14 protein-coding genes and 1 tRNA gene are annotated in these 11,836 nt (G+C 57.4%); 8 read left to right on the plus strand and 7 right to left on the minus strand.

Annotated features, from left to right (window positions below):
• The first annotated feature begins 6 nt into the window (after nt 1-6).
• A complete protein-coding gene (locus CE491_RS26475; RefSeq protein ID WP_110951278.1) occupies nt 7-1,077 on the plus strand; it encodes an AI-2E family transporter in 1,071 nt (356 codons plus the stop codon).
• 120 nt (nt 1,078-1,197) lie between these two features.
• On the opposite strand, the gene CE491_RS26480 is transcribed toward CE491_RS26475, so the two are convergent.
• Together CE491_RS26480 and CE491_RS26485 are read right to left on the minus strand one after the other, a co-directional pair.
• Nucleotides 1,198-1,671, minus strand: coding sequence for a peroxiredoxin (locus CE491_RS26480; RefSeq protein WP_110951279.1), 474 nt, complete (start codon nt 1,669-1,671; stop codon nt 1,198-1,200).
• 10 nt (nt 1,672-1,681) lie between these two features.
• On the minus strand, nt 1,682-2,245 hold the full coding sequence (locus tag CE491_RS26485; RefSeq protein WP_110951280.1) for a glycine cleavage system protein R: 564 nt from the start codon (nt 2,243-2,245) through the stop codon (nt 1,682-1,684).
• Nucleotides 2,246-2,558: 313 nt separating this feature from the next.
• On the opposite strand from CE491_RS26485, the gene dapA reads away from it, so the two are divergent.
• From dapA to CE491_RS26520, 7 genes are all read left to right on the plus strand, one after another.
• On the plus strand, nt 2,559-3,437 hold the full coding sequence (dapA, locus tag CE491_RS26490) for a 4-hydroxy-tetrahydrodipicolinate synthase (RefSeq protein ID WP_110951281.1): 879 nt from the start codon (nt 2,559-2,561) through the stop codon (nt 3,435-3,437).
• A 17-nt stretch (nt 3,438-3,454) separates the two neighbouring features.
• Entirely contained in the window at nt 3,455-4,570 is a 1,116-nt protein-coding gene (gene bamC / locus CE491_RS26495) for an outer membrane protein assembly factor BamC (protein ID WP_110951282.1), read from the plus strand.
• Nucleotides 4,571-5,329: an MBL fold metallo-hydrolase gene (locus CE491_RS26500; RefSeq protein ID WP_110951283.1), complete on the plus strand. Its 759-nt coding sequence runs from the start codon at nt 4,571-4,573 to the stop codon at nt 5,327-5,329.
• 60 nt (nt 5,330-5,389) lie between these two features.
• The gene (gene purC, locus CE491_RS26505; protein WP_110951284.1) at nt 5,390-6,103 is read left to right on the plus strand and encodes a phosphoribosylaminoimidazolesuccinocarboxamide synthase; all 714 of its coding nucleotides are present in this window, start codon (nt 5,390-5,392) and stop codon (nt 6,101-6,103) included.
• A gap of 105 nt (nt 6,104-6,208) precedes the next feature.
• Nucleotides 6,209-6,298 (plus strand) — tRNA-Ser (locus tag CE491_RS26510).
• A gap of 281 nt (nt 6,299-6,579) precedes the next feature.
• Nucleotides 6,580-7,692 (plus strand): DUF262 domain-containing protein, encoded by a 1,113-nt coding sequence (locus CE491_RS26515; RefSeq protein ID WP_110951285.1) that lies wholly within the window; start codon nt 6,580-6,582, stop codon nt 7,690-7,692.
• Complete coding sequence (locus tag CE491_RS26520; RefSeq protein ID WP_110951286.1) at nt 7,689-8,336, plus strand: MAE_28990/MAE_18760 family HEPN-like nuclease; 648 nt, start codon at nt 7,689-7,691, stop codon at nt 8,334-8,336. Before CE491_RS26515 ends, CE491_RS26520 begins: the two co-directional genes overlap by 4 nt.
• A gap of 96 nt (nt 8,337-8,432) precedes the next feature.
• Here the strand turns inward: CE491_RS26520 and CE491_RS26525 are convergent, their stop codons facing one another.
• From CE491_RS26525 to CE491_RS26545, 5 genes are all read right to left on the minus strand, one after another.
• Entirely contained in the window at nt 8,433-9,686 is a 1,254-nt protein-coding gene (locus CE491_RS26525) for an Arm DNA-binding domain-containing protein (protein WP_110951287.1), read from the minus strand.
• A complete protein-coding gene (xisR, locus tag CE491_RS26530) occupies nt 9,683-9,898 on the minus strand; it encodes an excisionase family protein (protein WP_110951288.1) in 216 nt (71 codons plus the stop codon). The genes CE491_RS26525 and xisR overlap by 4 nt, the downstream gene beginning before the upstream one ends.
• 186 nt (nt 9,899-10,084) lie before the next feature.
• Nucleotides 10,085-10,459, minus strand: coding sequence for a hypothetical protein (locus CE491_RS26535; RefSeq protein WP_110951289.1), 375 nt, complete (start codon nt 10,457-10,459; stop codon nt 10,085-10,087).
• 87 nt (nt 10,460-10,546) lie between these two features.
• The gene (locus tag CE491_RS26540) at nt 10,547-11,359 is read right to left on the minus strand and encodes a DUF2303 family protein (protein WP_110951290.1); all 813 of its coding nucleotides are present in this window, start codon (nt 11,357-11,359) and stop codon (nt 10,547-10,549) included.
• 40 nt (nt 11,360-11,399) lie between these two features.
• The gene (locus tag CE491_RS26545; RefSeq protein ID WP_110951478.1) at nt 11,400-11,750 is read right to left on the minus strand and encodes a hypothetical protein; all 351 of its coding nucleotides are present in this window, start codon (nt 11,748-11,750) and stop codon (nt 11,400-11,402) included.
• Nucleotides 11,751-11,836: the final 86 nt, after the last annotated feature.

Consider the following 11,836-nt stretch of genomic DNA (forward strand, 5'->3'; position numbering starts at 1 on the left):
TGATTGATGTTCAAAGTGCTTCGCGACTGGATGCAGCGCTACTTCTCGGATGAAGAAGCCGTGGTGCTGGCGGTGCTGTTGGTTCTGGCGTTCACGATCGTCCTGACACTGGGCGGCATGCTGGCACCCGTGCTGGCAGGGCTGGTACTGGCGTTTCTGATGCAAGGCGTGGTGGTGCAGCTCGAACGTCTGCGCATGCCGGAATGGGCGGCGGTCGGGGTGGTTTTTGCGCTGTTCATGGGCGCACTGGTGGTGTTTCTGCTGGTGCTGGTGCCGTTGCTCTGGCACCAACTGATCACCTTGTTCAACGAGCTGCCGGGGATGCTCGCCAAATGGCAGTCGCTGTTGTTGCTGTTGCCGGAGCGTTACCCACATCTGGTATCCGACGAGCAAGTTCTGCAGGCGATCGAAGCGGCCCGTGGCGAGATCGGTAAATTCGGGCAGTGGGCGCTGACGTTCTCCCTGTCGAGCCTGCCGCTGCTGGTCAACATGATGATCTACCTGGTACTGGTGCCGATCCTGGTGTTCTTTTTCCTCAAGGACCGTCGGATGATTGGTCGCTGGGCCAGAGGTTATCTGCCCAAGGAACGTACGCTGATTACCCGCGTCGCCGAGGAAATGAACCGGCAGATCGCCAATTACATTCGCGGCAAAGTCATCGAAATCTTCATCTGCGGCGCGGTGACCTACATCGCTTTTGTGACGATGGGCCTCAATTATTCGGCGCTGCTGGCGATGCTGGTAGGTATTTCCGTGGTGGTGCCTTATGTGGGCGCCGTGGTGGTGACGGTGCCAGTGGCGTTCATCGCGCTGTTCCAGTGGGGCTGGAGTGACCAGTTCATCTACCTGATGGCGGTCTACGGCATCATCCAGACCCTGGATGGCAACGTGCTGGTGCCGCTGCTGTTCTCCCAGACCGTGAGCCTGCACCCCGTCGCGATCATCTGCGCGGTGCTGCTATTCGGGGGGCTGTGGGGATTCTGGGGGATCTTCTTCGCGATCCCGCTGGCGACGCTGTTCAAGGCTGTGCTGGACGCCTGGCCGAGAAATGAACCGACGGTTGCGCCTTTGTTATAGGAAGCGCTCGGCAATCTGCTTTTGTAGGTGCGCGCTCGCCCGCGATAGCATTCCGTCAGCCACCATATGCTGAACAGATAAACCGCAATCGCCGGCAAGCGCTCCTACAGGGCGCAGGCATCAGGCTTTATCGAGCGCCTGAGCCGCTTCCAGCACCGCCGCCACATGCCCCGGCACCTTTACGCCACGCCACTCTTTGCGCAGCACGCCGTTCCTGTCGATCAGGAACGTGCTGCGATCAACGCCCAGGTATTCCTTGCCGTACAGCTTCTTCAACTTGATCACGTCGAACAGTTGGCACAGTGATTCATCCTTGTCGGAAATCAGCTCGAACGGGAATTGCTGCTTGGCCTTGAAGTTCTCGTGGGATTTCAGACTGTCGCGGGACACGCCGAAGACCACGGTATTGGCGGCCTTGAACTCGGCGTGATGATCGCGAAAACCCTGGCCTTGAGTGGTGCAGCCGGGGGTGCTGTCCTTGGGGTAGAAATAAATGACCACTTGCTGGCCCTTCAGCGCAGACAGGCTGACGGCCTGCTCGCTGGTGGCCTGTACCTGAAAGTCGGCAACGGGTTTGTCCAGTTCTACAGCCATTCGGGTTTCCTTACATTGGAGCTTGCGGGCGCCATGGTTCGATCAGCGCATCGAGGTTGAGGGCGTCGGCGAAATCCAGAAACTGGTCGCGCAGCCAGCTGATCTGGGTGCCAGCCGGCAGGGTCACGGTGAAGGTGGCATTGAGCATCGTGCCGCCGGTCTGCGGTGCCTGATAGGTGTCGCAGATCAGGTTTTCCAGCTCGACGTTATGATCGATGAAGAACTGGCACAGCTCATTGATGATGTCTGGGCGATACGCCGAACTGACGTAAGCCACGTAAGGCAGGGCCTCCGGACGGCTTTCCAGCGAAGCACTGCGCACGACGTTGACCGTGAAGGCGTGTTTCTTGGCCAGGTTCGGCAGACCGGTCTCCAGGCGCGCCAGCGCGTCCCAGCTACCGGAAACCTGCAGAATCAAGGCACTGCATTCGCCGTGGCGAGTGAGGCGCGAGCTGACCACCGAGCAACGGTTTTCATGACTGGCGCGGCACAGGACGTTGGTCAGCTCCATTGGGTTGGCGCCAAGGGCACTGATGACAAGGAATTGTTCGCGAACTGTGGGGATGGACGACATGCAGCATTCCTAAGCGATGAGCGGTCGGTACATTCTTGGCTTGTGCGGCGGGTTCGGTGATCGAAACACTCGCAACTTCGACCCGGACCCTTGCCGTTCGCTGTTGATGTGAGGCAGTCACATCGAGTGAGAGCGAGGCTGGCGCGGGGTTTGCGACGACGAAAACGATCAGTCGAACGAGCTGCGCAGATGACCAGTACCGATCAAAGACCGAAGGGTAGCGAAAACCGTCGCTCAGGGGAATGCTCGCCTTGTGCAAGGATCATGGCGCCAGTACCATTACCGCTCTCTTTTTCCGGCAGGAGCGGTTTGCATGATTGCGGGCAGTATGGTGGCACTGGTCACACCTATGGATGCACAGGGTCGTCTTGACTGGGACAGCCTGAGCAAACTGGTGGACTTTCACCTGAAAGAGGGCACTAACGCCATTGTTGCCGTCGGTACTACAGGTGAGTCTGCAACGCTCGACGTCAATGAGCACATCGAAGTCATCCGCCGCGTGGTCCAGCAGGTCGCCGGGCGCATCCCGGTCATTGCCGGCACGGGTGCCAACTCCACCCGCGAGGCGGTCGAGCTGACCACCAACGCCAAGAACGCCGGTGCAGATGCCTGCCTGCTGGTAACGCCGTACTACAACAAGCCTACCCAGGAAGGCCTGTACCAGCATTTCAAGCACATCGCCGAAGCCGTGGACATCCCGCAGATCCTCTACAACGTGCCAGGTCGTACCTCCTGCGACATGAAGGCCGAGACCGTGATCCGCCTGTCCACGGTCAAGAACATCATCGCCATCAAGGAAGCCACCGGTGACATGCAGCGCGCCAAGGACATCCTGGCAGGCGTGAGCAGCGATTTCCTGGTGTACTCCGGTGATGACGCCACCGCGGTCGAGCTGATCCTGCTCGGCGGTAAGGGCAACATCTCGGTCACCGCCAACGTCGCTCCGCGTGACATGGCCGACCTGTGCAAGGCTGCCATTGCCGGTGACGCCGCCACGGCCCGCGCAATCCACGAAAAACTGATGCCGCTGAACAAGACCCTGTTCATCGAATCGAACCCTATCCCCGTGAAATGGGCCCTGCATGAGATGGGTTTGATGCCGGACGGTATCCGTCTGCCGCTCACCTGGCTCAGCGAGGCCTGCCACGAGCCGCTGCGTCAGGCCCTGCGCCAGTCCGGTGTATTGGTTTAATGAGGAAGCACTACGCAATGAAGCGACTGGCCGGACTTTCCGCACTAGCCTTGATTATCTCCAGCACCAGCGGTTGCAGCTGGTTGTTTGGTCAGGACGGTTACTTCCGTGATCGCAGCAGCGATTACCTGGAAGCCACCCAGAAACCACCGATGCAATTGCCTGAAGGCGTGCAGGAATCCAAACACCTGGACCCGCTGCTGCCTATCCCGCGTAACGTGGCGGACGACACCCAGAAGGGCGAGTTCAACGTGCCGCGCCCACAGCCGCTGTCCACCGTTCAGGACTCCGGCGACTACACGCTGCAGAAGAGCGGCGACAACCGCTGGATTCTGGCTCAGCGTGCGCCGGCCGAAGTCTGGCCTGTGGCACACCAGTATTTCGAAGACAACGGTTTCCGCATCGCCGAAGATCGGCCGCAGACCGGTGAGTTCAACACCACCTGGCAGCGCATGGACGAGCTCTCCGCCTCCGTTGCCAAGCGCATGGGCGGCACCGGCGACACTGCGAGCGCCGAGACCCGCGTTCGCGTTCGTATCGAACCGGGCGTGCAGCGCAACACCAGTGAAGTTTATATTGTCAGCGTTCAGCGCCCGGCCGGCAGCAGCGACGAGCCTGCTTTCCCGTCGCGCAGCACCAACGTTGGCCTGGACTCGGTCCTGACCGACGACATGCTGGCAAGCCTGACCCGCACTGCCGAGAAGGGCGGTTCGGTGTCCCTGCTGGCCGCGCGTGATTTCGACACTCCAAGCCGTGTTGCCCTCAGCGAAGACGGCAGCGGCAACCCGGTACTGAACCTGGGCGCCGACCTCGATCGCGCCTGGTCCAGTGTCGGTCGCGCGCTCAACCAGGGCGACTGGCGCGTTGAAGACATCAACCGCAGCCTGGGCCTGTACTACATCAACCTCGCGGAAAAGGCCGACAAGCCCGAGAACAAGCCTGGCTTCTTCGCCCGCATGTTCGGCAGTGAAGAGACCAAGGAACAGAAAGAAGCCCGTGCCGAGCGCTATCAGGTTCGCCTGAGCAAGGTCGGTGACAACGTTCAGGTCACGGTCGAGAAGAACATCAACACCGTCGCGCCGACCGAAGTCGCCCGCCGCGTGTTGAGCGTCATTCAAGACAACCTCGGTTAAGTGCGCTTCGCGGTTCTGGGCAGCGGTAGCCGGGGTAACGGCACGTTGGTCGCGAGCAACGACACGTACGTGCTGGTCGACTGCGGTTTCTCCCTGCGAGAAACCGAGCGTCGGCTGGACAGGCTGGGCGTCAACGGTCAGCAGTTGAGTGCCATTCTGGTCACCCACGAACATGCCGATCATGTGCATGGCGTGGGTTTGCTGTCTCGGCGCTACGACGTGCCGGTCTACCTCAGCGACGGCACCTTGCGCGGCATGCGCAAGCCGGTCGAAGCGGGTGTCAGGCTGGCGGGCGGGCAGGGCGTGCGGATTGGCGGCTTGAGTATCGACGTGGTCTCCGTGGCTCACGACGCGCTGGAGCCGACGCAGTTCGTCTTCGATGACGGGCGCCGGCGCTTTGGTCTGCTGACCGACCTGGGGTCGTATTGTCCGTCGGTGCTGGACAGCTATCGTGGTCTGGATGCCCTTATGATCGAGTCCAACCACTGTCGTGACCTGCTCGCTCGCGGGCAATACCCCTACTTCCTGAAACAACGGGTTGGCGGGGAATACGGACACCTGAACAACCATCAGGCCGCAGGGCTGGTGAATGAACTGGGATGGCACGACCTGCAACATCTGGTGCTGGCCCACCTGAGCAGCAAGAACAACCTGCCGCATCTGGCCCGGCAATGCTTCGTCGACACCCTCGGGTGCGACCCGGACTGGCTACAATTGGCCGATCAGGATTCAGGGCTCGACTGGCGCGAAATCGCCTAGCGTCCCAAACCCAACTATTAATGGGCGTCTGGCCCAAGTATTTCGCAAGCGGAGCCCATCATGGAAAAACGTGAAGAACTCTACCGCGGCAAAGCCAAGTCGGTTTACAAGACCGATGACGCTGACCGCTTGATCCTGCTGTTTCGCAACGATACCTCGGCATTCGACGGCAAGCGCATCGAACAGCTTGATCGCAAGGGCATGGTGAACAACAAGTTCAACGCCTTCATCATGCAGAAACTCGAAGCGGCTGGCATCCCGACCCAGTTCGACAAGCTGCTGGCGGACAACGAAGTCCTGGTCAAGAAGCTCGACATGATCCCGGTCGAATGCGTCGTGCGTAACTATGCCGCCGGCAGCCTGGTCAAGCGCCTGGGCGTCGAAGAGGGCATCAAGCTCAACCCTTACACCTTCGAACTGTTCCTGAAAGACGACGCCAAGGGTGACCCGTTCATCAACGATTCCCACGTGGTGGCGTTCGGCTGGGGCACCGCCGAGCAACTGGCGCGTATGAAAGAGCTGTCGCTCAAGGTCAACGAAGTCCTGAGTAAGCTGTTCGACGACGCAGGCCTGCTGCTGGTCGACTTCAAACTCGAATTCGGCGTGTTCAGAGATGGCTCCATCGTCCTGGGCGACGAATTCAGCCCGGACGGCTGCCGCCTCTGGGACAAGGACACCAAGAAGAAAATGGACAAGGACCGCTTCCGTCAGGGCCTCGGTGACGTCATCGAAGCCTACGAAGAAGTGGCCCAGCGTCTGGGCGTGCCTCTCTAATTCAGGTATCGGAATAGAGAAACCGCCGCAAGCATCTGAAAAAACGCGAAAAATCCCAAAAAAGGATTCGCGTTTTTTATACAAGCTGTTATGATGCGCGCCGTTGGAGAGATGCCGGAGTGGCCGAACGGGACGGATTCGAAATCCGTTGTACTGGCGACAGTACCTAGGGTTCAAATCCCTATCTCTCCGCCATTATTGAATACGACTAAACCCCTGAAATTGTTAGAGATTTCAGGGGTTTTTTCGTTTTTATCACTTATTTAGGGCAAATCTAGGGCAAAAACTGACGGCCTTATAACGGTTCAGGACGCTCCTGGCCAAAAGACTACGCCCGGTACCCATGCCGCTACTTGCCTTTGCGTACGTCAAGTCAAGAACAGCGCTATGGTTATAGGTCGATTCGCTCCTTCCGAATGCGCCAGCTACCAACCCATGATAGTCTCGTGAAACAGCTTATTTAGATGGAATTAATGATGCTTACCGAAGAGATTCTCAACGCGCAGCGGCAAGTCCGTACTGATGCATACCAAATGTCGATAGGCGAGGTCGTCGGCATGTATGACACTAGAGAGATCATCATTGACCCGGAATTTCAGCGTCTTTTCCGGTGGAACATCGGTCAGAAGTCTAAACTGATTGAGTCGTTGTTGCTGGGAATCCCATTACCATCGATCTTCGTTTTTGAGCGGGACGACGGAGCCTGGGAGTTAATCGATGGTCTTCAGCGGATGTCGTCCATTCTTGAATTCATGGGGCGCTTACGCCATCCGGACGATGGGTTGATCGCGCCTTCGGTCTTAGAAGCTACTAAATATTTGCCTTCGCTACACAACGTAGTCTGGGAGTACTCGGACTTCGCTGAACTCCCCCCGGCAGACCAGAACCCTCTCGATAAAACGCAGCAGCTGGCCATTCGCCGGGCTAGGCTCGGCGTTGAAATACTGAAACGCCCTAGTGATGACCAGACCAAATACGATCTGTTTCAAAGGCTGAATGCGGGAGGAACTCAAGCAAATGCTCAAGAGCTTCGAAACTGCATAATGCTAATGATCAACAGAGACTATTTTCGGTCTGTGAAAGCCTCAGCGGACCAAAACGCTTTTCGGAATGTTGTTTCTGTGAGTGATGAGCAGGCTGAAAAGCAAAGGCATATGGAGATGGCAGTTCGTTTCCTGGTCCATACCCACGTGCCGTACGATGGCCGGCTCGACGTCGAGGAATATATAGATGAGGGGATCGTGACGCTGTCGCAAAATGGAGATCCCGCCGGTGCAGCGCTTCTGATAAATCAAACGTTCCAGCTCCTTGACGAGGTTGCTGGCAATAACGCGCTTCGACGCTTTCAAAATGGTGGACATGGTGGCAAGGTAGGCCTCGTCGGTTTAGAGGGGATAGCAGTAGGCATCGCTAAAAATCTTCCTGCGATCCTTGCTCTCGGGCCAGTGGAGTCTCGAAGTTTCGTGAGAGAGCGGATGGAGACGTTCTGGTCACAGCCGGACACCGCCAGCTTTACATCACTCGGCCTCCGCGGCACTGTCCGTATTCAACGTACCGTCCCATTTGGGGAGGTTTGGTTCCGTCCATGAGCAAGCCATATTCCGAGACGGACTTTTCTGAGCAAATAACAGAAGACCGCAGCTGGCGCATCAAGGAAATCTCCGACCTCAAGACGGCAATCAGGGTAGGCGATGAAGGCTTGCGTAGGGTATTGCTGCGAGCTCTGATTGCAATCTGTTACGCCCACTGGGAGGGATATGTCAGGTTTGCTGCTAAGAAATACCTTGAGCATGTGGCATTGAGAAAATTTCAATACGGTGAGCTCAATAGACAGTTCTTCCGAAATTACTTTCTGCCGAAATTGGCAGCACTCTCCACGTCCCGAGCTAGCATTGCAGAACGCAGCGCCCTAGTTGATGAAATTCTGAACTCCGCGGACCAGCGCTTCAGCCGGGTGAACGACGACTTGGTCAATACAAAAGCGAACCTTAACTCGGAAGTATTTACGGATATTTGCTTAGTATGTGGCGTTTCTCCGGAGCTTTTTGCAGACAACGCTACTTTTATAGATGTGGTGCTCCTAAAACGAAGGAATGCCATCGCTCATGGCGAAAACACCTTTGTGGCGCTCGCTGACTTGGACGAGATCACCAACGAGTCTATTGGACTAATGCGAGCTTTCGGAGACGCCTTGGAGAATCACGTGGTGCTGCAAACTTACAGAGCCGTTTAGCTGGTGCCGCGTCATCACCTGCATAGGGTGGCGAATCAAAGCATAATCGGCCAATATCCGTCGGTTGCACCAACCGTTCTCGTTCCAAGCAGACGTTTATGGCTGGGCAAGTGAGGAATTTAGCGGCTTCTTTGCGGTGTTGGTAAACCCCATCATTTCCGAAACGATGCCTGCCATGCTTTTGGTGTCTGCTGGTATCCATCTACCGTAATGCTTTTTCACCATGTTGGTGTCGCTGTGGCCGAGTTGGCGGGCTAACCACTCCACTGGTACAAAACTCGATAGCGCTTGGCTGGCAAAAGTGTGGCGGCATTGATTGGCGCCCCGGTGCCGCACTCCAGCTTTCACCAAGTGGGCAGTAAACCAGTTGCTGACAGTTTTACCATTCCATAATAGGCCACTGGTTGAGCTGCGAAACAGGAAGTGCAGTCGCTCTTTACGTTTGGTGATGTTGTCCCGCTGAACGACTTCAATCTCGGTAGGTGTATTGCCCGCGTCGTCCTCCATCAGTTGTTGCAGCAATTCAAGGGCGGGGTTGATCAGTTCTACCACGCGTATGCGCGAACGTTCTTTAGGTACCTTGAACTGGCCAACAACCAAGGCTCGTTTCACTGAGATGGTTCCATTTACCAGGTCAACGTCCTCTCTGGCAATGGCGATCAGCTCCGACGGCGAAAGTCCTGCCCAGCAATTGAACAGGATCATCTGCACATCTCTTGCCCTTGCGGGATCCGCTTCGGCGATAAGCCTGAGCTCCTCCCGGCTGAAGGGATCGGCTGTCTCATTGTTTGCATCGATCTGGATGTTGGTGATGCGGTCCAGTGGGTTGTTCTTTATGACGCCGTCTTCGAAGGCGTCCGCCCATATTCCTCGAACGATGGTGAAGACGTCGTTGACAGTCTTCGGGGCGAGCTCCTGTTTCAAGAGCTGGACCTGCCAAAGCTGGAGTTCGCTTCTGCTGATGTCCACGAAACGCCGTTTACCGAACTTCGCCTCGACGTGATTCGCCTTGCTGACGTAATTGTCGAAAGTGCTCTTTGCCTTTCGGACCTCTTGTAATTCCAGCCACTTTACCAGTCCCTCCTTCACCGTACGCTTGAGCGAGACGCCGGGGCTTAATGACCAAGTAGCTGCCCGTGGGGAGTCTGGGAAGTGCGCCGCGTAGTCGAACCGGTTTTCCTTGATCTCGGCGAGGATCGTGCGTCGCTTGTTGTCGGCATAGGCGATTGCGGCCTTGTTGATTTTAACAATGGCGGTCAGCGGCTCGCGACAGCGCTGGCCGTGCAGCTGGAATACGATTCGCAGCTGCTTGCCATTCAACTCTACGCCGGTGGGTAGCTTCTGGGTCACAGCTGCCCACCCATCCAGCGTTCAATTTCCTTGCGGTTGAAGACGATCACGTTTGCCGGGTCGCGGCGCCAGTGCTTGTTTTCCAACCACAGCCCACGGGTACGGTATTTGCGCGCGGCTTCGGGGGTAAGGCCAAAGACGGGTTGAAGTAGATCCTGACGAAACCATTCGCCAGACATGATTTGAACGTCGAGTTTCAGGGCAGCGCTCATGTGTGAATCCTCATGCATCTTTCTGTGTTTCAGCCGCGAGCCGAGCGACGCGGGCTGCTCGTCTTTTCTTACTGCACTTATCGTGTCGGCCCTTGTTGCGGGAAATACCGCACTGGTCGCAGATCACATTGCAGTCAGTGTTGAGGCCTCGTCTGTTCAGACGGGCCTTTCGGCGGAGTGGGGCGTTCACGCCGCTTTCTCCTGATCCCCCAACGTTTGGCCTTTTGTCTGCCCCTGTTGCTGAATGCGAGTGGCTATCCGGTTCAAGGCTTTCAAATGCTCAACTACACGGCGGCGATACGGTTCGGTGCCGGTGATGGGCGTCCAGAACTTGTGCGCCACATGCAACGTGGTCGAGACGTCGATGAGTGTCTGTAGGTCGGCCTGTTGCAGCGCGTTGTGTTCGCTCAACTTCTCTGACTGGCCTTCAATTCGCCCGGCTGCTATGCCTTGGGCGAATTGAAAGCGACGGTCCTTGGCGAGAGCTTTGGTCGTGATGCGGAACAGGACGAATGCGAGTGCGACGCCGAGTGCCAGAATCAAAAGGTGTATAGGTTGCATGTGCTGTGCGTCCTGTATGGGTGCCACCGCCGTGATTGAGTGGTGAGAGGCCGGCGGTGGGCTTATGACTGGGTGCCAGTGGCCGGGTTATTTGCCGAGCTGGAAGGTGCCGATGGTGAGTTTCGCGGCGCCGCCAATTTCAGACGCAACGACCTGTTTGAACTCCTGCGCCAGGTCTTCGCGCAGCTGGGCTTCGCCGATCCAGCGCAGGCGCAGCATCGGTTTATCGCCGCCGGTTAGCACGGCCACACGCAGCTGGATTGTTTGAGCCTGCAGGCCTTCGTATGGGATGACGCGGAACAGCAACTCTGCTGGCAAGCCGTCTGCCGATTTGGCCTCGATCTGGTCCATAGCCGAGCGGGACGCGCTCATGTCGCCGACAACGTGTTCGCTTTTGCGAGCCTGCTCGATGGTGATGGAACGGATTGCACCAGCTGCTCGGCGCAGGTCAATGTCTGTCCCGTCAGGGGTGATGGCCGCGAGGTTTGGCGCCCAGTCTTCGATGAAGTCGCTGAGGTCTTTTTGCGTGTGGGCACGGCTGGACGCACTCTCAAGGGCCACAAACCCCGCGGTCTTCTTCAGCACCAACCTTGCGCAGAAATCGCCATGCCCTGCGAGATCCTGATCGCCTAGGTTGAACAGCACCGCGCACGTCATATCGTCGCTGTTGACGAAGCCTGCGCTGTCGCTCCCGGCGTGGGTGAGGGTGTAGTCAGCAAAGTCCTTCAGCGAACTGGTGGTCATGACGCCCCTGAAGCGGCTGCGATGCTCCTGGTATGCCTCCAGACTGTTTGCCCGTGCGCCTTCTGGCAGCACGATGACCGGCGTGTGGGTGTCGAGTTGCTTCGCGTGAGCGAGAACTGCAGTGTCCTGAATCAGCTGAAGAGCTTTGGCTTCCATTGAATCGTGTTCCTTGTGGTGAGAGGAATGGAGTAGGGGGTTATGACTTCGCGTGAACAGGCGCAGCGTTCCGATCAAACAGCTGATCGGCTGCTGGTGTTTCCGGGAACAAGGTCAGCCGTCCGCCCTCGCCGACGTACATCGGCGTTTCCAGGGCGGTGTCTTCGGTGCGGCTGCCACGCTTTGTCGGGACTTTGTAAGCAAGCTTGTGATTGATCGCGACCTGGTGACTGCTCGCAATCTGTTTCATGGTGAAGGTCACTGTTACTGTGCCGACTTTGCTGTTATCCACTACGCCTGCCGCCACTTCCGACAGGGCATGACCGATCTGGTCGGCAAAGACGCCCGCGTTGAGTTCGCCGATAAATTCGGCGGTGTTGGTTGCTTTCATGTGCTGTGTGTTGCCGCTGACCGAAAACTGACCCATTAACGGCTGTTCTGCCGACTGAAAACTGACCCAGGTGTTCAACTGCTTCT

The organism is Pseudomonas bohemica, from assembly GCF_002934685.1.
Lineage (GTDB): Bacteria > Pseudomonadota > Gammaproteobacteria > Pseudomonadales > Pseudomonadaceae > Aquipseudomonas > Aquipseudomonas bohemica.

Coding starts and splice junctions, on each gene's coding strand:
- CE491_RS26475 (WP_110951278.1), top strand. CDS start 7: ATGTTCAAAGTGCTTCGCGACTGGATGCAGCGCTACTTCTCGGATGAA.
- CE491_RS26480 (WP_110951279.1), bottom strand. CDS start 1,671: ATGGCTGTAGAACTGGACAAACCCGTTGCCGACTTTCAGGTACAGGCC.
- CE491_RS26485 (WP_110951280.1), bottom strand. CDS start 2,245: ATGTCGTCCATCCCCACAGTTCGCGAACAATTCCTTGTCATCAGTGCC.
- dapA (WP_110951281.1), top strand. CDS start 2,559: ATGATTGCGGGCAGTATGGTGGCACTGGTCACACCTATGGATGCACAG.
- bamC (WP_110951282.1), top strand. CDS start 3,455: ATGAAGCGACTGGCCGGACTTTCCGCACTAGCCTTGATTATCTCCAGC.
- purC (WP_110951284.1), top strand. CDS start 5,390: ATGGAAAAACGTGAAGAACTCTACCGCGGCAAAGCCAAGTCGGTTTAC.
- CE491_RS26515 (WP_110951285.1), top strand. CDS start 6,580: ATGCTTACCGAAGAGATTCTCAACGCGCAGCGGCAAGTCCGTACTGAT.
- CE491_RS26520 (WP_110951286.1), top strand. CDS start 7,689: ATGAGCAAGCCATATTCCGAGACGGACTTTTCTGAGCAAATAACAGAA.
- xisR (WP_110951288.1), bottom strand. CDS start 9,898: ATGAGCGCTGCCCTGAAACTCGACGTTCAAATCATGTCTGGCGAATGG.
- CE491_RS26535 (WP_110951289.1), bottom strand. CDS start 10,459: ATGCAACCTATACACCTTTTGATTCTGGCACTCGGCGTCGCACTCGCA.
- CE491_RS26540 (WP_110951290.1), bottom strand. CDS start 11,359: ATGGAAGCCAAAGCTCTTCAGCTGATTCAGGACACTGCAGTTCTCGCT.
- CE491_RS26545 (WP_110951478.1), bottom strand. CDS start 11,750: ATGAAAGCAACCAACACCGCCGAATTTATCGGCGAACTCAACGCGGGC.